The organism is Roseiconus lacunae, assembly GCF_008312935.1.
Taxonomy (GTDB): domain Bacteria; phylum Planctomycetota; class Planctomycetia; order Pirellulales; family Pirellulaceae; genus Stieleria; species Stieleria lacunae.
The window spans coordinates 12,762-38,517 of the sequence record NZ_VSZO01000017.1; the positions used below are offsets into that span (position 1 = coordinate 12,762).

The 25,756-nt window shown below is 56.6% G+C and carries 15 protein-coding genes; 4 read left to right on the forward strand and 11 right to left on the reverse strand.

All coding sequences use genetic code 11. The annotated features are described in order from the left end of the window. Position 1: 1 nt before the first annotated feature. From FYC48_RS20755 to FYC48_RS20765, 3 genes are all read right to left on the reverse strand, one after another. Positions 2–1,435, reverse strand: coding sequence for a DUF1501 domain-containing protein (locus FYC48_RS20755; RefSeq protein ID WP_149498719.1), 1,434 nt, complete (start codon positions 1,433–1,435; stop codon positions 2–4). Then, positions 1,432–4,461 (reverse strand): PSD1 and planctomycete cytochrome C domain-containing protein, encoded by a 3,030-nt coding sequence (locus FYC48_RS20760; RefSeq protein WP_149498720.1) that lies wholly within the window; start codon positions 4,459–4,461, stop codon positions 1,432–1,434. The genes FYC48_RS20755 and FYC48_RS20760 overlap by 4 nt, the downstream gene beginning before the upstream one ends. Before the next feature lie 118 nt (positions 4,462–4,579). Beyond that, a complete protein-coding gene (locus FYC48_RS20765; RefSeq protein ID WP_149498721.1) occupies positions 4,580–5,635 on the reverse strand; it encodes a lysylphosphatidylglycerol synthase domain-containing protein in 1,056 nt (351 codons plus the stop codon). Between the two features lie 223 nt (positions 5,636–5,858). Between FYC48_RS20765 and lpdA (FYC48_RS20770) the strand changes: the two genes are divergently transcribed. Beyond that, positions 5,859–7,250 carry a dihydrolipoyl dehydrogenase gene (lpdA, locus tag FYC48_RS20770; RefSeq protein WP_149498722.1) on the forward strand — a complete coding sequence of 464 codons (1,392 nt, stop codon included), beginning with the start codon at positions 5,859–5,861 and terminating at the stop codon, positions 7,248–7,250. Between the two features lie 189 nt (positions 7,251–7,439). On the opposite strand, the gene FYC48_RS20775 is transcribed toward lpdA (FYC48_RS20770), so the two are convergent. From FYC48_RS20775 to FYC48_RS20810, 8 genes are all read right to left on the reverse strand, one after another. After that, the gene (locus FYC48_RS20775) at positions 7,440–9,179 is read right to left on the reverse strand and encodes a prenyltransferase/squalene oxidase repeat-containing protein (RefSeq protein WP_149498723.1); all 1,740 of its coding nucleotides are present in this window, start codon (positions 9,177–9,179) and stop codon (positions 7,440–7,442) included. A 137-nt stretch (positions 9,180–9,316) separates the two neighbouring features. Then, the gene (locus FYC48_RS20780) at positions 9,317–10,486 is read right to left on the reverse strand and encodes a tetratricopeptide repeat protein (protein ID WP_149498724.1); all 1,170 of its coding nucleotides are present in this window, start codon (positions 10,484–10,486) and stop codon (positions 9,317–9,319) included. A 128-nt stretch (positions 10,487–10,614) separates the two neighbouring features. Continuing rightward, positions 10,615–11,859, reverse strand: coding sequence for a M16 family metallopeptidase (locus FYC48_RS20785; RefSeq protein WP_149498725.1), 1,245 nt, complete (start codon positions 11,857–11,859; stop codon positions 10,615–10,617). A 94-nt stretch (positions 11,860–11,953) separates the two neighbouring features. Beyond that, positions 11,954–13,192, reverse strand: a complete 1,239-nt coding sequence (locus FYC48_RS20790; protein ID WP_235034344.1) for a M16 family metallopeptidase — start codon at positions 13,190–13,192, stop codon at positions 11,954–11,956. Positions 13,193–13,203: 11 nt separating this feature from the next. Further along, entirely contained in the window at positions 13,204–14,607 is a 1,404-nt protein-coding gene (miaB, locus tag FYC48_RS20795; RefSeq protein WP_149498726.1) for a tRNA (N6-isopentenyl adenosine(37)-C2)-methylthiotransferase MiaB, read from the reverse strand. A gap of 7 nt (positions 14,608–14,614) precedes the next feature. After that, positions 14,615–16,054: a dihydrolipoyl dehydrogenase gene (lpdA, locus tag FYC48_RS20800; protein ID WP_149498727.1), complete on the reverse strand. Its 1,440-nt coding sequence runs from the start codon at positions 16,052–16,054 to the stop codon at positions 14,615–14,617. A gap of 212 nt (positions 16,055–16,266) precedes the next feature. Continuing rightward, a complete protein-coding gene (rpsD, locus tag FYC48_RS20805) occupies positions 16,267–16,875 on the reverse strand; it encodes a 30S ribosomal protein S4 (protein WP_200836663.1) in 609 nt (202 codons plus the stop codon). 328 nt (positions 16,876–17,203) lie between these two features. Further along, positions 17,204–18,289, reverse strand: a complete 1,086-nt coding sequence (locus tag FYC48_RS20810) for a 3-oxoacyl-ACP synthase III (protein WP_149498729.1) — start codon at positions 18,287–18,289, stop codon at positions 17,204–17,206. A gap of 676 nt (positions 18,290–18,965) precedes the next feature. On the opposite strand from FYC48_RS20810, the gene FYC48_RS20815 reads away from it, so the two are divergent. The 3 genes from FYC48_RS20815 (at position 18,966) to FYC48_RS20825 (ending at position 25,746) form a co-directional block, all read left to right on the forward strand. After that, the gene (locus FYC48_RS20815; protein WP_230779957.1) at positions 18,966–19,739 is read left to right on the forward strand and encodes a gamma-glutamyl-gamma-aminobutyrate hydrolase family protein; all 774 of its coding nucleotides are present in this window, start codon (positions 18,966–18,968) and stop codon (positions 19,737–19,739) included. 290 nt (positions 19,740–20,029) lie between these two features. Next, entirely contained in the window at positions 20,030–20,776 is a 747-nt protein-coding gene (locus FYC48_RS20820) for a 3-keto-disaccharide hydrolase (RefSeq protein ID WP_160149671.1), read from the forward strand. Positions 20,777–20,838: 62 nt separating this feature from the next. Further along, positions 20,839–25,746: a serine hydrolase gene (locus FYC48_RS20825; RefSeq protein WP_160149672.1), complete on the forward strand. Its 4,908-nt coding sequence runs from the start codon at positions 20,839–20,841 to the stop codon at positions 25,744–25,746. Positions 25,747–25,756: the final 10 nt, after the last annotated feature.

The window sequence follows — 25,756 nt, forward strand, 5'->3', positions numbered from 1 at the left end:
GTTATCCCACCAGTTTGTCGACAACATGCCCGTGCACATCGGTCAGGCGAAAGTCACGACCGGCATGGCTAAAGGTCAATCGTTCGTGATTGATTCCCAACTGATGCAGGATCGTCGCTTGCAGGTCGTGGACATGCACCGGGTCTTCGGTCGGATGAAAACCAAGTTCATCGGTCTCCCCGATGGTCTGTCCGGGACGAATCCCACCGCCAGCCATCCACATTGTATACGCTTGGGGGTGGTGATCGCGACCAAGTGTACGGCCGAGTGCCGCGCTGGCTTCGACCATTGGCGTTCGTCCGAATTCCCCTCCCCAAACGACCAATGTGTCGTCGAGCATCCCAAGCCGCTTCAGATCCTTCAGTAGGGCCGCGCAACCTTGATCGGTTTGTTTGCATTGGCCCTTCAGCCCGTTTTCGACATTGCTGTGATGATCCCAGCCCGCGTGATAAAGCTGAACGAAGCGGACGCCCCGCTCGACCAACCGACGGGCCAGTAAGCAATTTTTTGCGAACGATCCTGTGTCATCACGCGACATACCGTACATCGCGAGTGTGTCGTCGGATTCGTCGGAAAAATCCATCAACTCGGGGGCGCGAGCCTGCATTCGATACGCCATCTCGTACGATTCAATCCGCGAACCGATCGCGTCGATCCCAAGTGCATCGAAACGCTTTTGATTTAGTTTGGAAAGCAGATCCAACGTCGCTCGCTGGGATTGATCGGAAATACCCTCCGGATTGGCGACGTGCAAAATGGGATCACCGTTGGCTCGAAAAGGTACGCCCTGATGCTCGCCCGGAAGGAATCCGTTGCTCCACATCGCGGCGCCGCCAGAAAGATTCCCGCCGCTTTTCAGCACGACAAACCCTGGCAGGTCATCCGCTTCGCTTCCCAGGCCATAGGTTAACCAAGATCCCATCGCCGGACGCCCCGGAATACCACTGCCGGTGTTGACGAAGATTTGTGCGGGGGCATGATTGAACTGGTCGGTGTGGACGCTGCGAATCAGAGCGATATCATCGGCGACTTCTGCCAAGTGCGGCATCACTTCAGAGATCTGCGCCCCGGATTGGCCGTGCCGTGCGAATTTAAATCGCGGCGACAAAACCGCCGCGTCAGGTTGGATGAATGCGTATCGCTGGCCGGCGATTACCGACGGCGGTATCGGTTTGCCTTCTAGTTCAACGAGCTTCGGCTTGTAATCAAATAGATCCAACTGGCTGGGGGCACCGGCCATGAATAGATAGATCACCCGCTTCGCTTTGGCGGGGTGATGAAGTCCAGGACCGGACTGATCACGGTTTTGCGATCCGCTGCTTGACGCGGCGGCAAGGTCGGTGGCCAGCATCGAAGCCAGCGAGATCTTTCCCAGGCCGACACCGCAGGTTTGGAACAGTTGGCGGCGTGTGACCGCTTTGAGTGGGTTGATCATGGCGTCGTGATAGCCTCGTCTAAGTTCATCAATGCGCGAGCGACCAACATCCATGGACTTTCGTGGTCGGTTTGTGAGTCATAAAACGCGAGGATCGAATCGAGCTCGTCGTCGCTTGGGTAACGTGACAACACGCGGCGAAACAAACGCGTGATGATTTGATCGGGCGACGCTTCTGTTCCGCCGCAGTCACGGATGGCTTGCTTGGCCAACGCATCAGCGATCTCGATATACATGCCGTCATTGAGCAGTGTCAGCGCTTGAAGCGGCGTCGTACTTCGATCGCGTTTGGCAAGGCAAATCTCACCCGATGGACCGTCAAAGGTCGCGTAGGCGGCAAAGGGGGCAGTACGTTTACTGAACGTGTACAAGGAACGGCGATACCGATCGCTGCCGGACGATACCGGCCAAGCGGGCTTGCCATAAGCGATCTGTGTCACCGCATCCGGTTGCGGCGGGCGGACGCTGGGGCCGCCAATTTGATTCGCGATCAAGCCCGATGCGGACAAAAACGCATCGCGAATTCGTTCGGCGTCGTACCGGCGATACGGAAAACTCGACAACAATCGGTTTTCCGGATCCGTCGCCGGTGCCGGTCCGACGGCCTGGCGGTAAGTTGCCGAAAGGACGATCTCGCGGTGCAGCCGCTTCAAAGACCAATCCCAACCGGTCGAACTTTGATCACGAAGCCGTTGACCGAGGTAGTCAAGCAACTCCGGGTGTGACGGAAGCTCGCTTTGGGTGCCAAAGTCACCGGACGTTTTGACAATCCCGGTGCCGAAGAATTGACGCCATGCCCGGTTTGCCGTCACGCGACCGACCAAAGGATTGTTTTCACTAACCAACCACTCGGCGAGTTCTAATCGGTTCTCCGGTTGCTTTGACGATGCGTCCGCTAAAAATTCTGGTACGGCCGGCTGCACGACTTCTTTGGCTTGCAAATATTCACCACGATGGTGCCGTCGGGTTTCTCGTGGGTGCCCGATCGGCCGCTCTCGCATAACGAGTGTTCGCACACCGGACGGTGCAGACTTACGCAGTTTTTCGATCGGTTGACGTTGCTCCTTCATCACCGGTGCTTGTCGCAAGAACTCGATCGCCAGCGTTTGAAGCACATCTGTCGGCCATTTCGAAAGCTGCTCGGATGATTCCGAGGCGAGGCGTGCTTGTTGCTGAACTTCGACCGGCAACACCGAAGCTTGCGGCTGTTCGTCGGAGGTCACCGAGACTCGGAAGCGCCCGAGACCGGCGACGTAGTGACGCTCAAACAATAGCTCGATCGTCCAAGGGTTTTCAAACGTCATCGGTTGGGCGAGCGGAATCACCAATCGATGTGTTTGACCGCTCCCGCCGGGAATCGACCAACCGGTCGATCCGTCGTCGTCAAGCACGTTGCCAGGGTAGGTTTTTCCGTTACCCGGTTTTGAATTGGGGATCGATGTTGTTCCTACGGCGAGTTCGATTGACTGCTCGCCAGCGAATACCTTCAATTCACTCAGGAAGAAATCGCCGCGCCGGCCTTCGTAGAAAGCCAGCCCAGGGCCCCGGGCCGGCAGCGATGCGTGGGTAAGGGCTTCCAATCGAATCGCCGTAATCGGTTTCCCATCGGTCGGCGGCATCGTCAACGTATAAACGTCTCGCTTGGTCGCATCACCGGATGCCAAGATCGATCCGTCATCAAGCAATTCCAGCATCGGCATCGTCGACTTCATCTCGCCGGGAACCAGTGTTTCCCATGCCGATAATTCATCGATCCGCTGTTGGCACCAATGGTCGAATTGCTCTGACGCAGTGGGGTCTTTATCGTCGGCGAACAATAGTTGCTGAACGGTTTCACGTTCGAGCGCATCGGCTTGGTGCTCGATCGCTTGTCGCTTGGCAACGACCGATGCGGGATCGGCATTCATTTCCGGTTCGTCCGCGTTGTTCATCAACGCCATCAAACCGAAATAATCGGTGTGCGTGATCGGATCGAACTTGTGGGTATGACATTGGGCGCAGCCGGTCGTCAGCCCCATCCAAACCGTCCCCGTCGTCGCGACGCGATCGACCATCGCATAGAAACGATACTCCAACGGATCAATGCCGCCTTCTTCGTTCAACATGGTGTTGCGATGAAACCCAGTCGCGATCTTTTGCTGCAAGGTTGCGTCATCAAGCATATCGCCGGCAAGCTGCTCGATCGAAAATTGATCGTAAGGCATGTCTTGGTTCATCGCCTGGATCACCCAATCGCGATAGGGCCAAATTGTTCGCGGGCGATCCTTTTCATACCCGTTGGTGTCGCTGTAGCGGGCAAGGTCCAACCAGGATCGCCCGAAACGTTCCCCGTAGCGCGGTGATGCCAGAAGCTGATCGACCAACCGTTCGTAAGCATCGGGCCGTTTGTCGGCCAAGAACCCATCGACGACATCGATCGGCGGGACGATGCCAAGCAAGTCCAAGTAAAGACGACGAACCAGACTGACACGGTCGGCTTCTCGATTGGGACTTAAGCCGGCTTGTTCAAGTCGAGCGATCACGAAGCGATCAATGGGGCTTCGGCACCAGCTGGCTGACCGTTCGACGGATGACTTTCGAGGGCGCGGGACCTTTGGCAACGTCGGCGGCACGAACGCCCAATGACGTTCGTACTTACCTCCGTCGGCAATCCAGCGTCGAATCGTTTCGATCTCCGATGCCTTTAAAGGTCGATGACTGTCCGCCGGTGGCATGCGCAGATCATCGTCGTCGCTGGTGATTCGCAACACCAACTCACTTTCCTCGGGGTCACCCGGTTCGATCGCGCGATAGCCGCCGAGATCGGCTCGTGATCCAGATTCTGTATCGAGTCGCAAATCGGCGGCTCGCGTTTCTTCATCGGGACCATGGCAGGCGTAACAATGCTTGGCCAAGATCGGTCGTACTTCTCGATTAAAATTGACCGGGGCGTCATTCGCCGAGCTGGTTGGGTTCGGCAGACAAACGAGCCCAATGCCGATCCAGGTCGGCAGGCTCGTTCGCAGTCGACGGAGCGAAAGAATCATCGTGGCGGGGTATCAATGGCGGGGTGGGAATCACCCACTATCATACCCAAAATCGCAGCAATGGATTCGTACAAATTCCTCGTTGATGCGCCCGCATTTTCACCGTCCTATGACGACGTCACTGCGGGGGAGGCCTATTTGGCTCGTCCGTTGATTTGGACACAGCGTTTTCTTCCGACGCATCAAGTTCGCCAGCAGGCTCAACTTCGTCACCGAGCTGGATATCGGTGACGTTCGCAGCCAGTTTTGCCGCTTGAGCTCCGCTATGAATCTCATGACCAACCAGGCAGGTCATTCCCGCCAGCAATGGCAGCCAGTAATACAAGATTCGAAAGATCAGCACCGAAGCGAGCACGGAATCTCCGACCGAACCTTTGAGTAGCGCCAACAAGATCACTTCCAATATCCCCAGCCCGCCGGGGACTTGAGTCATCATCGCGACACCAATTGCGACCAAGAAGGCCGCCAGAACCTGGGCGAACGGCACGACCGAATCCCCCGGCAAAACCAAGTACAACGCCGTCGCCGAAATCAGCAGGTCGGTCGCCGCGACGGACGCCTGGACAAACATCAAACCTGGACGTGGGGGACGGAGATGCAATTCCCCAATCGGCCAGGGCTTTCGCCAAAGGAAACACACCAGGGAATACCCCAGCGCCAACGAAAGCAAAATCCAACCAAACGTTTGAGTTCCGAACGGTAACGCGACGTCTTTGGGGAGCTGCAGCGGCACCCAGATCAGAACCATCCCCCCAAGGAACCACCACCCGCTCCAAAACGTCAAGCCGACAACGGAGATCAAGGCGACGATTTGACCAGGAGACAGCCCCCACTGAGAATAAAACCGGAAACGGATCGGCGCCCCGGCGAGCAAGGTCCCCAGGTTGTTGCCCAATGAGAATCCGGAGATCGAAACCAGCAAGACTCGCCGCAGCGGCAGACTTCGTGCGACATAGCGCAGCGCCAAGATGTCGTACGCCGTCAGCATGATGTAGTTGAGCGCAACCAAGAAGGCTGCGATCAAGATTTGGCTAAGTGGGACGCCGGTGAACCCGCGTTTGAATTCTTCCCAGGTGATCTGTCGCGCTTCGTTGACCAACAAACGCAACGCCAGCAGGAACAACAACGCTGCTAAGACCGGCCCGGCATACTTTCGGATTCTTTTTTTGACCAAGGAAGAAAACCGGGCGAGGGTAGTGTGGGAGGAAGCCGGAACAGAGGTCGCGGGTTGAATGTCGACTATGGTAACGAGACCCGCTACGAACTGGGTAGTCCAGTGAATACACGCTGGCAAGCCAATTTCACGGTGATTTACCGCGAATCGTCTACGCCGTAAAGTGTGGCATCGGCGACTCCTGTCAATTGAACGTACACGAAACAAGAATCGGCAAAATACGATGAAAACGGTCCGACATGAACTGGTTGTCCTTGGAGGTGGTCCCGCAGGATATGTCGCTGCGATCCGAGCCGCTCAACTGGGCTTTGATGTCGCATGCGTAGACGAGAACGATCGGTTCGGCGGAACCTGCTTGCGTGTCGGATGTATCCCTAGCAAGGCGTTGCTCGAATCCAGCCATTTGTACGACGAAGCAAAAAACCACTTCGCCGATCATGGCCTGAAAGTTTCCGGATTGGAGCTTGATCTCGACAAAATGATGCAGCGAAAAGCCAAGATCGTCGACACTCTGACCGGCGGCATCGGCATGCTTTTCAAATCCAACAAGGTCACGCCTTACAACGGACGTGGCAAACTGCGTGACCTCAATACGGTGATCGTCAGCGGCAAAGAAGATGTCGCGATCGAAGCAGATCGAATCCTGATCGCGGTCGGAAGTGTCCCCGCCGGTTTGCGCGGGGTCGAAGAAGACGGCGATCGCATCGGAAATAGCACGACCGCGTTGAGCTTCCCCGAGGTCCCCGAACGTCTGGTCGTCATCGGCGGTGGTTACATCGGAATGGAACTCGGAAGCGTTTGGAACCGGTTGGGGAGCGAAACCATTGTGCTCGAAGCGGCCGATCGGATTTTCCCCGGCATCGATGCCGACATTGCCAAACTCGCCGATCGCCAGTTCAAGAAACAAGGGATCAAAATTCATACCAAAACATTCGTCAAGTCTGCGACCGTCAAAGGCGACAAGTGCATCGTCGAAATTCAAGACGGCGACCCGATCGAATGTGATCGCGTCTTGCTCGCAACCGGACGTCGACCGGCGACAGACGAAATCGGTCTTGAGTCGATTGGTCTCGAGACCGATCGTTATGGCTTCATCGCCGTGAATGAGAATTTTGAAACGTCCGCCGAAAATGTCTTTGCGACCGGTGACTGCATCGGCGGAGCCATGTTGGCTCACAAAGCGATGGAAGAAGCGATCGTCTGTATCGAACGCATGGCGGGAATGCCAACGCACGTGAACTACGATGTCATCCCGGCAATCGTTTACACCCACCCAGAGATCGCCAGTGTTGGTAAATCCGAAGACCAACTTAAAGAAGCCGGCATCGCCTACAAGAAGGGCATCGGGTTTTATGGGGCCAACGGCCGTGCCCAGACGCTGGGCGAATCCGACGGACGCGTCAAAGTCTTGGCGGACAAAGAGACCGATCGCGTGTTGGGCATCCATATCATCGGCGCCCGCGCCGGAGACTTGATCGCCGAAGCCGCCGCGGCAATGGAATTTGGTGCCAGCAGTGAAGACATCGCGCGTACTTGTCACGCACACCCGACGCTCGCCGAATCGCTTCACGAAGCCGCCCTGGCCGTCGACAAACGCGCCATCCACACCGCTTAGCTATCCGGATACGTTCTTACCCGGGATTTAAATCGCGGCGATATGCCTATCGGTGATCGCCTGCAAGTCCATCGTTTAGAGTTGCCCACGCACGTCCCGGACGGGAACAAGAGGGTGCCGCCAGCCGGTCCAACCAGTATTGACGACCAAACCCAGGATTCACCCACCACGACGGTGTTCGTTATTCCGCTACAACGGGAACTCTTCCGGGGCTTCGTAAAGTGGTAGGTAGCGATAGTAAACCTCAAGAATCAACGCGCACATGGCGGTCGTGTAGAGCCGCCCACCGACGTTGCCCCACTTGTCACTGAAGTGCCAACTGCCGGCTTCATGTCCCGTTTTCGACTGCGTTCGAACCAGATGATCTCGCAACTGCGTGTTCCAGGCTTCCCAGTCGCGATGGCGTATATGGTGAAGCGCCATCGTTGCATAATAATCATGGTAAACGTTCGTCAGCGTTGGTCCTCGTTCGGCGATTCGGTCGAGTTCGCGATCAAAGAACGACAAGCCAGGTTGTTGCCCAAGGTACAGCAACAGCGTCAGACCGATTGCCGTCGTGGTCTTTTCCGGCTTGGGGCTGTTGTATCCGAACTGGTATCGTGGTTCGTCACGCACGCTCATCACAAACCGTTTCGCACGCGGAAACGTATCGCTACGGGTTTGTACGCCTGCCTTCTTTGCGGTCACCAACGACAGAACTTGCCAACCTGTGATGGTGATGTCTCCGGGCCGCCCAGGGGTGTATCCCCACGATCCGTTGGGATGCTGGGCATGAGTGGTAAAGTTGGCCGCTTGTTGGACGTGATGAAACAAGTCGCTGTCGACTTGCCCATTGATCTTCATCATCGCCATGGCTTCGGACATCGCCAACGTAGCGATACCATGGCCATACATACTACCGCCCTGTTGCCAATCGAATCCGACCTGGGTCTCCAACGCCACCGACTTTAGATAATAGATTCCCTTGCGAACGGTGTCTTGGTAGGGTCCGACGTCTGCCGTGTAGCCGGCGCCAAGGAAGGCCAACAAAGCTAAGCCGGTGGCAGCCGTTTTCGGGGTCGGCGTTGACTCGGACGCGGGTTTGCCGTGACGGCAGCGGCCGCCGCAAGGTGCTAAATCCAAATTGAATGACCACGAACCGTCCGACTGTTGGTGCGTCTGCAACCAGCGCAACGCCTGCTCCACCGCGGCTTCGCTTTCCGATGTCGCACCGAACTGTTCTCCGTATTTAATCCTTCCCTCGGGAGTCCGCGCCGACATGCCGCCGCCTCCCATGTACATCATCATTTGGCTGACTTGAGGACCACCTCCGCCTTCAAGTAGTCCGTGCTCGGAAAGCTCCAGTGGGTTCTTGGGCAGGACCGAATCGGTTTGGATCGTTGCCAGATCCTTCTCCGGTTGCATCACATTGACCTCGACTTGCGTGTCGAGCTGCTGGTCATTGTCGGTCGCTAAATCCGGCGTGACCGAGACCGATTCAAGTCTTGCGTCACTTGCACTGGTCGAGCGTGAGCCTTCGATTGCGATGCCAGTGTCGTTTCCGCCAAGTCGAAACGTCAGCAAAGCCAACAGGATCAGTAGGCCGAGGTGGATCGCGAGACTGAGTAGCCACGATGACGTCCGAGCAGAGCTGACGATGTCTTGCCAGCGACGCTCGTTACCTTCGATCGTGTGATCGGCAAGCGTTTCAGGAAGCGTCGTCTGTGATTGAGGCGGCACCACTGCGGGGGCGGGGTCCGATCGCTGCGTTTGATCCGATGTCCCGATTACCCGTGCGTTCGGCGGCGCGAGTTGCAACGGTGGCGGGGCAGAGCTTGCCGGTGGGCTGGGCTGCGGCGCAGGCTGCGGCTGCGTGACTTGCTTGAAACGCGATGAGGGATCCTCGCGCCATCGGTCGTCTGAATCGGATGCAGCGATTTTTCCGGTCACAAGATGGCGTTGGGCGTGGGAATGAGCGAGACGACAACAAAACCATCGTCATCGACAGTATAGCCTGTGACTAAAAATCCTCTTGATTCGCCCCCGCCCGGCGGCCCGCTTCTGGACTCCCCGGTTCACCTACGCCCTTACTTGTTCTGACGTCCTAACCAAAAATCGACCCAGCGTTTAAGCCACGAGGACTTCGAGCCACGCCGCTCGTCCACGTTTCCTTGATTCCGAAATCGCGCCGGGTCACCAAGTCTTGAGCGGCCTTCGAGTTCGGCGATCGAACGCGGAATTCGCGATTCGCCTGTGCTAACGGCATCGATTCGTTTGGCGAGAAATTTGTTGGTTTGATCATCGGGCTGAATCGCAATCGCGTGACGGATCGTTTTCACGGCCGATTGCACACGTTCGTCTAGCAGATACGCGACGGCAAGGTTGCCTAGCAATTCAACGTCGTTTGGACGAACCGCGACGGCGCGTTCCCCGATTTCGACTGCGTCGCCGGTCTTGCCCATCTCCAGCAACACACCGGCCCACTCTTTGAGGATGACCGTTTGTGGTTCATCTGAAACTTCGTCGGCATGTTCGTAAGCTTGCACGGAACGTGACAAACGCTGCACGGAGTGCCAGGCTTTCCCCAGTAGGAACCAGATCCGCCAAGATTCTTCGTGTCGGCTGAGCAACTGTTGCAACGCACCGATCGCTTCGCGGACTTGTTTTTGGGCCGGGCGTTTCAGCGGTGGGCCGCCGGGCATCCGCATGTTTTCCAGCACCGCCTTTGCCGCGACTTGATACATTTCTTCGGGCGTGTCGTTGATACGAGCGCTATAAAGCAGTTCGCCGGTTTCTCGGTCGCGGTAAACGTCGACTTTGTCTTCACGGCGGACGAACTCTAAGCGATCACGGACTTCGTCGGCGGACATGTGCTGAAGCGTCGGCCCCTGTTCGGGATCCCAGCTTTCCGGGGCCACGACAACGTTGGAATCATTGCCAACCAAGCTGGCAATCAGGTTGCCTTTGTATTCCATCAGCTGCAACCATTCGCATTCCGGGGTCACCGATTGGTGGTGGGCGTCGACGAGAACCACCTCCGGCGAATCGCCTTCGCCTCGAAGTCCCATCAGCACCAGCTTTTCGAAGAAGATCTCCGCGTCACGCGGCGACATAAAACTGGCCTGGGAAAGCTCGCCATCGCCGAACGACATCGAATTGGGGGCGATCGTGTGAAAGTCTGCGGCCCCACCGTCTAAACAGCGGTCGAGCGCATCGTTGCGAATCACCACGGCGGTGCCTTCGAGCAACACCGGCATTGTCTAGACCCAGAATTCGGATTGATAACGGACGACGGTTTGTTCAATCATACCGCCAAGCGGAGGGAGTCACAAATCGAGCGGCGGTGACCGACGCAATCGCTGGCCGTGCTCGGGGATTGTGGGGACTACGATGACTTTGCCGCCGCGATGATCTCTCTGGTCGGTGATGCCAGGTATTGATTGGCCGCCCGGGCGATCGCCGCTGCGTCGACGGCTTTGATTTGATCCAACGAATCATCGAGAGACATATAGTCATCGTGGACCAGGGCTCGGCTGCCGATACTGAACAGTCGATTGCTGGGCCGTTCACTTTGCATGATGTAACCGGCGAGCGTTTTGTTGATCGCTTGCCGTAGCTCGTCCGGCTTGACGCCTTCTTGGACCAAGCCTTTGGTGATGTCTTGGATGAACCGCAGATTGCATTGCAGGTCTTCCGGTGCGCAGACCAAGTACGTGAACCAGGCACCGCAATCACTGAACTCTTGTGGCCAGCAGGTCGCGATCTCAGCCCGACCGGTATCGATCAGTTCCCAAAACATTCGGCTTCCGCCCTCATCGCCTAAGATCGACGCGAGTAACCGAGTCGCATAACGATCGGCGGAGTCGGACGAAGGACCGTCGCCGATTCGGATCGCATACGCCTGAGCGGCATCGGGGGCAGAAAGGTCCGTATCAAGTTCGATGCCCACCGGGATCGTATTGAGGTCGTCATCGGGCAATGTCTCGGTCGGCTTCCGATCGCCCCAGGCCTTTGTCCGCGTTTCGATCTCGGCGACCAAGCCATCAAAGTCAACGTTGCCGGTTGCGGCGACAACGATGTTCTCGGGACGGTAGCGTTCGAGAAAGTAATCTCGCATCCGTTCGGCGGTCATCGCTTCGATCGACTCGGCCGTGCCAAGGACACGACGCCCCAAACCACGCGGAGAAAAGAAGATTTCCATCGCCCGTTCGAAACCGCCGAACGGAGGTTGGTCTTCGTACTTGGCGATCTCTTCGAGAATCACTTGGCGTTCGGTTTCGAACTCACTCGCGTCCAAAACCGGTGCCATCATGTCGGTCAGCAAATCGACGATGCGGTCCTGAAATTTTGGCAACACGGTTGCGTAATAAACCGTTTGCTCTTCGGAAGTGTAAGCGTTGGATTGGCCGCCGAGTTCATCGAGTTCGCGATTGACGTCTTCGGCGCTGCGTCGATCGGTGCCCTTGAACATCATGTGTTCTAAGAAGTGGCTCAGACCGGATTGCAAGTCACATTCGTTTCGCGAACCGGCGCGAACGAAGTAGCCCAGCGACATCGAATAGCTTCGCGGATCGGTTTCGGCAACGACACGCAATCCACTGGCAAGCGTCGCTTTCTTAAATTCGGGCATGAGTCAGTCGGAATGGGAATGGCAAACAGCCGCGGGCAAACCATTTCCAGGAACAACGTCACATTCCTGATGCCCGTCGGCTTATTGGAGTACCTTATGCGCTTGACGCAACTGTCAGCGGTTCAACCCCAAGCGTGACGATTCGATAATCAGACGGCTGGTGCTGGATCCAGTAATCGCGGACATCATCGAGTGTCAACGATTCGATCAATTGGCTCAGTTCTTCGGTCGGCATCGCCCGACCGAGTTGAATAAAGTCACTGGCAAGTGAACTCGCGCGTGAGGCACTTGATTCCTGCTCCATGATCAAGGCGCTTTCGATACGGACTTTCCAGCGATCGAGTTCTTCCTGCTGCAGGTCGTCGGTCAGGTGCCGGATCTCGTGCAGGGTGACGTCGAGCGTTTCTTGGGCTCGCTGCGGCGTAGTACCGGCATAGCCAAACACGCCACCGGCGTTCCGCAACGAGTGACAGCTCGCCGAGACGGTGTAACACAGCCCACGTTTTTCACGCACACGGTCGAACAAGCGACTGCTCATTCCGTCGCTTAAGATGCCGATGCCGGCTCGCATTCGAAAGTAATCCTCGTGTCCATACCAAAGGCTGGGGAACGAGAACGCGATATGGGTTTGGCTGCTGTCTGCTTGCAGGTGTTCGTAGCCCGGCGTGCCATCCGGGTCTGGCATCGGGGACGGTTCACCGGTTCTCCAATCGCAGAATGCCTCTTTGGCGACCTCGAAAATCTGTTCGGCGGTGACGTTTCCCGCGACCGTCAGGATCGACTGTGTCGCGTTGTACTGGGTCCGGTAAAAATCTTGGATCTGCTGCATCGTCAGCGAGCTGAGCGATTCAAACGTCCCTTGATTCCCACGTCCGAGTCGATTGCCGTAATGCATTTCGCGAAGTCGTCGCATCACGCGTTGCGACGGCTCGTCCTCGATCGCACGAAGCTCGTGCAACATCATCATCCGCGCGTCTTCGAGCTGGTCGCCCGGCAAGTGGGGACGTCGGACGATTTCGGCATAGAGTTTGATCGCTTCGTCGATCGATTCGCAGGGCATCGCCCCACCGAAGGAAACGGTGGCCGTCGCGACACCACTGTTGCGATCCATCCCCAAGTTATCTTGAACGGCGACTAGATCACGACTGTTGTAGTGTCCGGCGCCGCGCTGAACCATTTCGCAAACCAGCGAAGCTAACCCCGAACCGTCGGCCGGTTCGTCTTGAACCCCTGCGCGCAAAGAAAGTGTGAACGCCGCCGTTCGCAACCAGGGCATCGGCTGGACGAGCACCGTCATGCCGCACGGCAGCGATAACATTTGAATGTCGGTCACAGAAAAATCTCTTACAGTCCGATCGTGACAACGTCGACGGTTTTGACCCGTCCGATCAAGGTGTGGCTACTAACATCATCAACGTGTACGTCGAGCAACTGCCCGGCCTGGCGCAGATTACCGTCGAAGACAACGATTCGGTCGCAGTGGGTGCGTCCGGTCATCTGAGTGACAGCGGCGTGCGGATCGCTCGCTTTTTTGCTCGGACCTTCGACCAACACCTGAACGTCCCGACCGATCAGTTTGGCATTTTCTTCCTTCGCGATTCGATTTTGCACATCCAACAATCGGTGGTTCCGTTCCGCTTTAACTTCCCGTGGGATGTCGTCTTCGAAACGCTCAGACGCCTTGGTTCCCGGGCGAACGCTGTACTGGAAAATAAAGCTGTTCTTAAAGCGACAACGCTCGACCAAGGCGACCGATTTTTCGAAGTCTTCCTCGGTTTCACCGCAGAAGCCAACGATAAAATCACTGCTGACGGCAGCTTCGGGCAGGATCCGCTCGATGCGTTCAAACATCTCCATGTAATCCGCGATCGTGTAACCTCGCTTCATACGCTTGAGTACCTCGTCGCTACCGCTTTGTGCCGGCACGTGCAGGTACGGCGAAACCTTTGGTAGATCACGAATCGTGACCAACAAACGTTCCGTCATGTCCTTGGGATAATTCGTCACGAACTTGATGCGATCGATGCCGTCGACTTCATGCAACATCTCCAACAGCGACGACATATCGGTCGTCGAGTTTTCATCGCGGTATTTGTAGCTGTTGACGGTCTGCCCGAGCAGCGTGATTTCGCGACAGCCTTGCTCGGCCAAAATGGCGGCTTCGGAAACGATTTGGCTCGGCGGACGTCCCTGCTCGGGACCCCGTGTGTTTGGCACGACGCAATACGTACAGAACTTGTCGCAGCCGATTTGGATTCGCAAATAAGCTTGGAATGGCGTCGGACGCATTGACGGGTCACGCAACGGATCAAACGTTTCGTGTGACCGCGCGACCACGGCTTGCTTGTCGTCTTTACGATTCAGCGAGATCGCCATTTGACGACCATCACCGTTGCGGACCTTGTCCAGCAAATCGGGGATGGTGTGCAACTGCCCGGGGCCGACGACCAAGTCAACGTAGGGTGCTCGCTTAAAAATCAGTTCCTGATCTTTTTGGGCCATGCAGCCCATCACGCCGATGGTCTTTCCCGGATGTGAATCCTTGGACTGACGCACCTTCCCGAGGGCGCTGTAGACCTTTTCCTCGGCATGCTCGCGGACGCTGCACGTGTTATACAAGACACAGTCGGCCTCCTCCGGTGAGTCAACGACGGTGTAGCCGTGTCGCTTCAAATCGGCGATCACCATTTCGCTGTCCAGAACATTCATCTGGCAGCCGACGGTCTTGATGTATACGCGTTGCGTCATCGCTTACTCAGCCAACGGGGGCCTTGTTCTTCTTGGGCTTGTAGATTTCCGTGGCCGTCCCAAAGTGAACCTCGCCCGCATTCATCAGCGTTTCGCTGAGTGTGGGGTGAGGGTGGACACTGTCGGTCACGTCATGAACTTCACAGCCCATCTCGATTGCCAAAACCGCTTCGGCAATCAACTCGCCGGCGCCGCTGCCGACGATACCGCATCCGAGGACGCGGCCGGATTCCGGGTCGACCAACCACTTCGTCAGGCCTTCGGTGATCCCGAGTGCCTGTGCCCGTCCGCTCGCCGCCCAAGGATACGATTCAACGCTGACGTTGATCCCGTCCCGCTTCGCCTCGGTTTCGGTCAAACCTGCCCAGGCGATTTCTGGGTCGGTAAAGACGACCGCGGGAATCGCCTTTTTGTCGAACGACGATGTCTTGCCCGCGATCACTTCAGCCGCGACACGGCCCTCGTGGGTCGCTTTGTGGGCCAGCATTGGGTCACCGGCGATGTCACCGATGGCTAGGATGTGCGGGTCAGCCGTTCGCTGCTGAGAATCGACTTCGACGAAGCCACGCTGGTTGACCACCACCGACGTGTTCTCCAAGCCGATGTCGCGCGTGACCGGCCGGCGTCCGATGCTGACCAGGACACGATCAAAACGCTCATGTCCAAAATGGCCCGGGCCTTCGAAGGTGACTTCGACCTTGCCATCGACTTCGGCCATCGAGCCGACTTTGGTGTTCGTTAGCACGCGACCTTCACAGAGCTTATCGATCCGTTTGGCCAGCGGTTTGACCAGATCACGATCGGCACCGGGAAGCAAGTCTTTGGCCAGCTCGACGACCGTGACCTTGGAACCCAACTGGGCGTACACGCTGCCCATTTCCAAGCCGATGTAACCGCCGCCGACGACCAGCATTGTTTCGGGAATATCTTGCAAAGCCAGCGCGCCGGTGCTGTCCATCACCCGATCGCTGACTTTGAACGCCGGAGGCATCGCGGGAACACTCCCGGTCGCCAAGATACAGTGATCGAAAGTGATCTGGCCGCCTTCGGGGATCGACTCATGATCGCCTTCGAGCGATAACGTGGTTGAGTTAACAAAGCTGCCACGTGCCTGGATCACGTTGACCTTGCGACGCTTGGCCAAGTTACCCAAGCCACCGGTCAGGTTGTTGATCACTTGGTCCTTTTGGGCGCGGACTTTGTCGACATCGATCGTCGGTTCGCCGGCGTACTCGACGCCCCACTTCTCTTTCAGCTCGCCGACTTCCTGGATCACCTTGGCAACGTGCAAAAGGGCTTTGCTGGGGATACAGCCACGCAGCAGGCACGTGCCGCCCAATCGCGGTTCGGCTTCGATGATCGTGACGTCCAAACCTTCATCGGCCGCCAGAAAGGCTGCCGCATATCCTCCCGGGCCACCGCCCAAGACAACTACAGGGCTATGCATGATTCTCTATGTTAATCGCGAGTTTCAAAATCCGGTTGCGTTTCGGCGCAATCAATCTCGGTACAGAATGATACCGACCTGCACGCCCGACAATGTGCGACATGACGGCGGCAATTGAACCACCATCACGTCGGCTTAACGCACGATGAACGCACCCATCGGCCGCCGAGGCATTTGAACCCTTCGGCGAACCGCTATGGCCGCGATCGGAATTAGCGAGACAAGAATTCGACGACGGAGTTCGCGTCGACTGGCAGGCTGATGTCGCTGGCGCCAGGCAGGCCGAGCATGGTCGCTTTCAAGTTTTCGCTGTCGAAGGTGACCCAATCCAATGCGTCCGGAGACGAGTTGGCGATCACGCCACGATAAAGGTTACGAAGATTTTCGCGTCCGCGGACTTCGACGATGTCACCGGGCCGAAGGATGTAACTGGGCTTATCGACCTTGACGCCGTTGACCAAGAAGTGACCGTGCGCGATTCCTTGACGAGCTTGCGGTCGGGTCTTAGTGAAGCCGACGCGACGGACGACGTTATCGAGACGACGCTCGCACATCAGCAACAACAACTCACCGGTGTTGCCCGACTTGCGAGAAACGGCGTCAAAGTAACGGCGAAGTTGACGCTCGCCCAATCCATAATAGTGCTTGATCTTTTGCTTTTCCTGCAGTGCCGCACCGTAGTTACTCGGGCGGCGGCCACGGACGTGCATCCCCGGAGGTGTGTTGCGGCGATCGAGCGCCCGAGCCGCACCGGCGGTTTCATAGATCAACGTTTGGAGGCGGCGGTTAACGCGTGCTTTTGGTCCGGTGTAACGTGCCATTGTTCTTCCAAATTCTCCAGCGCCGTCATCAAATGACGGCAGTAAAAGGGGGATGCCATCGGCCGGATGCCAAGGCGGCATCGGGGACCTGCAGGCGGCGTGATCCGTCCCTTTGTCGCCGCCACAACCTGGGGCAATGGGGCACCGGACGACTCATCCGGTGGCGGTCACGCGCAAAATCTCAATGAGGGGCCGCAGAGTGTCGCCGCTGAACGAGCAATTTTCAAGTCCAACGCGGTATTTTGCGATTCTCGACGTCCGAATAACACGGTTCATCGTCAGGACGCCCGGTCGACATCAGCCGGGAAGGAACAAAAACGTCAAACGGCTACCGTGCGAGCAGGCCGATGTTGCCCGCAATCGGGGTCTGTCCCCACCGTGCGGCCAGCATCACGCTGTTGATTCCCGACCCGATCCCCAGCATCGCCACTCGGTCGCCATGACAGAGTTCACCACGGTCGGCCGCCGCCGCGACGGTCAGCGGGAGCGCGACCGATCCGGTGTTGCCAAGTTGCGGGAACGAAATGCTGTCGGTCTCGACGGGCAGGCCCATCGCGTCCAGCATCGCCGTGCGGTGCCGCGCCCCGACTTGATGACAAACCGATCGCTGGAGCGTTTCTCGGGTCCAACCGCTTTCGGCGAGCAGCTTTTCAAATCCCGCCACACCGGTCGCGATCCCTTCGGCCATCAGTTTCTCGCTGTCGGTTTCCATCAGTGGCTGCATCGCCGCGCCAGCCGAATCACTGTCACTGACACAAAGGTCATGAAATTCGGTGCGAGCCTCGGCAACGCCGCAGTGAACTTCCGCTGCCTCGGGGGCCAGACGGTCGTTCGTTAGCAGCCACGCGCAACTGCCCGATCCGATCGTCAGGGATGCGAAAGCGCCTTTGACCGTCTTGCGAGTGAGCGACTCGTCCTGGTTCAGGGCCGCGATGGTTGATTCAAGCAACATCCGGCTGTTTTCGGTGCCGACGACAATGCCTGCTTCGATCACGCCGGACTGGATCATCATCGCGATTTGAATCGCCCCATTGATGATCCCCAGACATGCGTTGGAAACATCGTAGACCCAGCAATCTGCCGACAGTCCGATGCCGTGGTGGACCTTCGATGCCGTTGCCGGTTCGAGAAAGTCGCGGCAAACGCTGGCATGGACCAAGCAGCCCACTTGTTCGGGGGTGATTCCGGCAGCGGCAATCGCCTGGCGTCCGCTTTCGATACTCGGCCCGCTGGGCTGCGTGCCGGTCGGCCAAACGCGGCGTTCGGCGATCCCGCTCATCAATTCCAGTCGGCCTTCGGGCAGACGCAGCCGATTGTAGAGCGGTGACAGGCGTGATTCGATTTCGGCGCTCGACCAAATCTCCTCGGGCAGGACGGCTCCGATCGAAGCCAGACGGACTCGGTCAAATCTCACGTCAAATACTCTCGCGTCGTTGACTCTCGCATCATTACTGAGAAAGGCGTCGGTTCATCATGAATTACGCCTCGCAGACTGCAAAGGGGGAGCCGGGTGCGAAGCGATCGAACACGCGGCAAAACGCCCCAAATCGGCCGCGTTTGCTAGCACAAAATCGCAATGCTAGCACTGCCTGTTGTGCTAGCAGACGCGAATTTCCACAAGATATGGAGAAGGTTTGTTTTCGCGGTTTTGAGCGGGTACTTTTCGTCCCGCTCGGGGAGGCACTTGGTTGTCAGGTGTTTCTGACCGGCAGTGAACCGTGAGTGCGGTCCTTCACAATCAGGGATGATCAAGTGGGAATCCATGACGGAACGGTGTTGTCGCTTTCGGCATCGCGGCCTACGTATTTGGCCCCAATGCGTCTGGCTACGTCGCTTCGGAGCCTGCGATCGACATTGCACCAGCATCACCCAGTCGGGGACGGCACTCTAAAGGAATTATTCCTTCGTTCGCTACCGCGTTTCTCTACGACATCTCTTTTCGAACACAACAGTCGATCGGCTTTGTCGCCAAGCAAGGCGAGAAGGTCTCTCCCGCCCGTTCATTGTTCGAGGGACCGCGCGTGTTTCGTTTGATGTAACACGTTGTTACGTCTTTTCTTGCTATTTCGACTTTTATGAGGAAATGTCGGATGTCTAGCGATGTTATGACTCGCAAACCGGTTATCGGAATTAACTGCGACTTCAAGGCGGCCGATCGCAACAAACCTGGCTTCGCTTATCTGGCGGCAGGTTACTTTCAGTCGATTGATTCAGCAGGGGGCATTCCGGTCGTCCTTCCACCGATGGACGATTCTCAATCGATCGCTCGCGCATTGGAGCTGGTCGATGGGTTCATGATGATCGGTGGCGGTGACCTTGACCCGCGAAACGATGGATTCATGTTGCACAGCAGCGTGCGGCCGATGGATCCGGTTCGCGAAACTAGCGATCGTCTGTTGATGGCAGAAATCGCCGAGCGACGCATCCCGCTGTTGGCCATCGGTGCCGGCATGCAGTTGATGAATGTGCAGCAAGGAGGAAACTTGTTCTTGCACATCAAGGAAGACCTTCCCGACGCCGTTCCTCACCTGGACCCGCACGACCCCAGTCACCGCCACACGCTGGAAGTGGAAAGTGATTCGTTGGTCGGCCGCGTGTTCGGCGACGGCGAAATCCGTGTCAGCAGCCGTCACCATATGGCGATCGACGAGGTCGCTCCGGGGTTCCGTGTGACCGCTCGTTGTCCCGATGGCGTGATCGAAGCCATCGAAAGTGAAATGATGGACTGGTTCGCCATCGGCACCCAGTTCCATCCCGAATGCGCCGCCGCGTCCGCACTCGACGTCCGTATTTTTGAAGAGTTCATTGAAGGCATCGTTGCCGGCAAGGCCGAAGAGGCCGACAGCCTGCGATTGGTAGCCTAGTCCACGTTCTCTCCTCAAAGCGACCCTCATCGACGGTCGGATCTGCTGTTCCCACGGCAGGTTCGACCGTTCGCTTTTGAGTTCATACGTTTTTCCCGGTAGCGTCACAGATGGCTCGGTAGCGGAACGCGCCGAGCGTTTCGGCCACTAGTCATCACCGAAAGCCTCCGCGGCTTCCGCTACGGCTTTCTCCCTTCCCGGACCTGACAGCGATCGACGCACCGACAAGCTGTTAAACTAGGGGGGTAATGGCCGTACCACTCTCCCCGCCTTCCCCACCGGAGTCCAACGTGCTTGATACCTTTGCCCTTGCGTGCGTGCGTTCCGCCTACAGATCCATACTGTTTGCAAGCTTCATCGTCGCGGCCGTCTCGGTGAACGCGGACGAGCCCGTGTTCACGCCGCTGTTTGATGGGGACACACTGGAAGGATGGGAAGGCGATGATCGGTTTTGGCGAGCCGAAGACGGCGTGCTGATCGGTCAAACCACTGCCGATGTCACGACCGAGAAAAACACTTTCCTTGCCTACACCAAAAAAGACTTCGGCGATTTCGAACTGCGATTCTCCTACCGCGTCACCGGCGGCAATTCCGGAGTTCAGTACCGCAGCGAGTTGATTAACAAATGGGTCGTCAAAGGGCTGCAGGCCGATTTTGAAGACCAAATGCATCAAGGCAAAGACAAGTTCTCGGGAATGTTTTTTGAAGAGAACGGGCGCATGTTTATGGGGCAGCGTGGTGACGTCGTCATCGTTCGCAGCAATCCCACGAACCCGAAGAAACCAAGGATCGAAAAGATCGCGACAGTTGGCTCTGGCGATGAACTTGAAACGCACATCAAACGCGATGGCTGGAATGACTACGTCGTAATCGCTAAGGGCAATGTTTTTATCCATATCATCAACGGCCATGTGATGTCGGTCGGGATTGATGAGGATGAATTGAATGCCAAGGCATCAGGGATCATCGCTTGGCAATTGCATGCCGGGCCACCTCTGAAGATCGAGATGAAGAATGTTCGTATCCGCGAACTCTAAGTCGTTTTTCCGATCTCACACTCCGCCTCTTGACTTGCCCACGATCCGCCATGTGCCTTCGAATGCCCCCTTGGCTGTTGCTCACGTTCACAGCGGTGCTGTGTTCCCCCGCCAGTGATTCGGCCGCCAATGATGTACCAATCACAACGACGCCTGACAAAATCGGGCTCTCCGCTGAAAAACTACGGCACATCACCAGCTACCTTCAAAGCGAAGTGGATTCTGGGCATCTTGTCGGTGCGGTCGCCGCCGTCAGTCGACATGGAAAGGTCGGCTACATCGAAGCGGTCGGAAATCGAGAGCTTGCGTCAACTCAACCGATGCCGGCGGACGCATTGTTTCGAATCGCATCAATGACCAAGGCCGTCACCAGCGCCGCGGTCATGAGCTTGGTCGAGGAACAGGCGATCGCTCTGGACGATCCGGTTTCGAAATACATCCCTGAACTCGCAAACTTGCGAGTCATCAAGAGTGTCGAAGGGGAAGCAACCGAAACCGTTCAAGCGAAACGAGAACCGACGATCCACGATTTGTTGACACATCGATCGGGTTTCACCTACGGCTGGTCGGGACCAGAGAAACTGAACGCCGCATACCAAACGCAAAACATTCCCAATCTGTTCGAACCGATCGAAGAAACGATCGGTGACCGGGTAAAACGTCTCGCGAACGTTCCGCTGAAATTTCAGCCGGGATCCGATTGGAACTATGGGGTGTCGACCGACATCTTGGGACGAATCATCGAAATCAGTTCGGGCCTGACTCTTGATCAGTTCTTTCGCGAGCGTATCTTTCGCCCACTGGGGATGCATGACACTTACTTCTATGTCCCCAAGGCTAAGCAGCAGCGGTTGGCGGGACTGACAACCATCGACAAAAACCGGAACCTTCAGCCGGTCGGAGATGTTCCGGTTCAGGCGGGGTTCCTGCGTTTCTCGGCAAACTACTGCACCACTCCGGGAACGTTCTTTTCCGGCGGCGGCGGATTGGTGTCGACCGCGACCGACTACATGACGTTCTTGCACATGCTGCTGCACGAAGGGGAACTGAACGGAACTCGCATTCTCGAGCGAGCGACGGTCAACCAAATGACTTCGAATCAGATTGGTGATCGAACCATCCCTTTCCCCGGACATGGTGATGGGTTCGGCCTGGGATTCGGGGTCGTGACCGAGAGATCTTTCGGGCAATCGGAATTCTCAGTCGGCAGCTTCTCCTGGGGCGGAATCTTTAACACGTATTACTGGGTTGATCCGCAAGAACAATTCGTCGGCGTGTTGATGACGCAAGTCTTTCCGCACGATCACCTGAATACACGCGACGAATTTCGCCGTCTTGCGTACGAAGCGATTGACGATTCAGGATTTCAAAAACTATATCACTACCAGCCTGGTGAAGCATACGCCAACCCGCACTTCAACGGACGACAGTTGCGAGTTAACGGAGCAGAAATATCGACACATCCAAAGTTTGCGTCGCGAAGTGAGACGCGTTCCAGCGGGTTGGCAAGGATTCGTATTGATGAGGACTTGCGAACGATTCGGCGTGCGGATTTAGAACTCGACGTCTGGGGTGGGCACCCGGGAACACTAAACAAACGCGTCACGATCAACGGACGAAGCACTTACTTCTTTCCCGAAGTTGGCACGGCGTCCGATCAATGCACACACCAGTCGCCGACGTTTAACTTGCGACCGACCGATCTGGTCAATGGTTACAACTCCATGCAATTCGCATGCGATACGGGGGAGACGTTTTGGGGGCACTACCTTGTTGACCGAGCCACCCTGTGCATCGGACTCGATCGTGACGACGATCGATTGAAGGACTTCGGCATCGCCGACTTTGATGCCACCGTTAATGTTCATCCGGCAGACGATTCAATTGAAGGCTTTGTCTTGTCGATTCAATCGCCGAAGGCGTCGCACGACCAAGTCAAATCCGTTCGGTATGAGGCTCGATACGTTGGCTACGACGAAAACGGAAACGGTTCGCGTGCCGATTGGCATCAGGTCGCAACCTGGACTGCCGAGGAAACCCGTTATCCGGGTTCGGATGACTCACATCCATCCGCGACCGATTCTGGTCTGGCCACGATTCGCTGGGAAACATCGCTATTGCCAAAACAAACCGGGATTCAGGTACGAGCGATCATCCATTTTTCCGGCCCTGATGATTTCCGGTTTCTAACTTCGCTGTCTGCCCCGTTTGCGATTCAGCGGGATCCTGCGAACAAGGTCACGTTGTACCATTCGGACGATTTACCGAGACCGTTTTGGTCGAGAGCGAACCGGACGAAGCAGTGCACGATCAAACTCGACATCGACCCAGCGAACATCGAATCCGTCGAACTTCATGTCGTCGCCTGGACCGGTGGTGCGGGCGACATAAACGACTACTTCACGTTAAACGGACATCCAGTCGCGATCGCCGAAGGACACGATCACCAGACGGTCTATTCCCGCGTCCCCATTGACCGAAGCTGGTTGCTTCAAGGCGAGAACAAACTGGTGCTACGTTCAAGCACGGAACACCATGGCATCGAAATCATGGCCCCGGGGCCCGCACTAATGATTCGCAGCCATGTGCCAGAACCCAATCCGGTGTCAGTTTCCACGGCACAAGTTCATGGGTTGGAATGTTACCGGGTCGAGACACCCAAAGCGACGTACTACCTAGACAAAATCGGCGCCGGATTGGCGAGCCTTGTCGACCAAGACGGCAATGACTGGATTGGTTTCGATCCAACCGAAGGTACCGCGGCGGGTGGAGAGTACCGCGGTTTTCCGAATGCCGTCTTCAAAGAAGCGGGCAACTACTTTCATGCATTAAATAGCGGGACCGATCGCTGCACCACAACGATCGAGCACGCCTCACCACATCGCGTCGTGATATCGGCACTCTCTGACAACCAGTTGTGGAAAGGGCGCTACACGTTTACCGAATCATCGTGCACATTCACGATGGAGCGAATGCCACCAGGTCATGCGTACTGGGTTTTGTACGAAGGAATCCCGGGAGGGCAATACGATGACTCCGATTGGTGGATGACAGCTGATTCTGCCACCAAACATCCGCTGACCGTGAACCATGAAGGCGATATCAATGCGCCCAGCATCAGCACAGGCGAGCGGCAAACCGAGTGGATTGCCTTCGGTGACGCCGAATTGGATCGCATGGTTGTCCTGGCGCACCTGAAAGACGACAACTCCCCGGATCGGTTCTATCAGATGAACCGTAGGATGACCGTCTTTGGGTTCGGCCGTGACGGCATGCAGAAATTCCTAGGCGATGTCCCACGAAGTTTCTCGATCGGATTGGTCGAATCAACAAACCATCAAGATGCCGATCAATGGGCAAACGAACAAGCCGCGGTCTCGATCGCTGAAACGACGGCGGTCGAGTCGAACGCGGCGAGCGACATCGCTCTGATAGAAGAATTACAACAGCATGCGCTCACTCATCGAGGTGACGCGAAAGTTGGGAAGCAATTGTTTAATGACCAGCGAACCAAATGTTCGGTCTGTCATCGCATCGGAACGCAGGGCGGTCAAGTCGGTCCGGACCTGACGAAGATCGGTGGGAAGTTTGATCGCCCCCATTTGATAGACTCTCTGCTGTATCCCTCTCGGCAAATCGGCTACGGCTACGAAACGAAAGTTATTTTGACGAGCGATGGAAAAACGACGAGTGGGATCCAAAAAGAATCTAACGATCGAAGCATCACTTTGGCGGACGCGGGCGGACAAACGATCGTCATCGAAAGGGATGCCATCGAGGACTCAAAAGTCTCGACGACCTCGATCATGCCAACGGGGCTTGCGAATCAACTCTCACACGAAGAGTTCACGGATTTGATCGCTTACCTCGAATCTCTCGGTCCCGGCAACGGCCGGTTTGGGAATGGTATTTCCGGTCCGGTGACACTGCCCCCGGGATTCAAGATGACGACGGTCGCGACCGGGTTGTCCGGGGCGGTCGGAATGGATATCGCACCCGATGGCAGGGTGCTGATCTGTGAACAAGAGGGCAAGCTTCGAATCGTAAAGCCAGGATCGGGATTGCTGGAACGACCAATGATTGAACTCCCCGTTGAGTTCAATTGGGAACGCGGTTTGATCGGTGTCACCGTCGCACCTGACTTTCCCACCAATCCATACGTCTATGTCCTTTATGTAGCAGCCGAACCCTTCTCACACCATCGAGTGGCTCGATTCAAAGTCGACGGTGATGTTGCCATTCCCGGAAGCGAAGAGATTTTGTTTCGCGGGGACGACCAGAGTAAATTTGGCGGCAATGTTCCTGCCGGACATCAAGGCGGAGCGATTCACTTTGGCCCCGATGGGAAGCTCTACATCGGATTGGGAGAGCAGACCGCCGGAGCCCCGGCGCAACGAATGGACGCCTTACAAGGAAAGATCCTCCGACTCAATCCCGATGGATCCATCCCAGATGACAATCCGTTCCTGAGCCAAACCGAGGGCAAATACCAAGCGATCTGGGCCAAAGGGTGTCGCAATCCGTTCTCACTGGCCTTCGACAAAAGCGGTGACATGCTGATCAATGACGTCGGCGGCAAATTTGAAGAAATCAATCGCGGGATCGCGGGCGCGAATTACGGCTGGCCGAAGACCGATCATGGCCCGAGCGAAGAACCGGGCATCACTGGTCCGATCCATATTTACCGGCAATCGTCAATCAACGGAAGCGACTTCTGCCCATCGGAAAGCAAGTGGCCGAAACGCTTCCGCGGAAAATACTTCTTTGCCGACTTTGTACTTGGGAACATCAAGTTCATCGATCCTCAAGCACCAAAGGAATCATCGGAGTTTATTGCAGGAATTCGACGCCCTGTTGATATTCGTTTCTCTCCCAACGGAGACCTATATGTACTGCTTCGCAACGCTTGGGTCGTGGACGAGAACTTTGCAGGTGGCACGGGGGCATTGATCAAAATTTCAAGTCCGTGACGCATCGGTG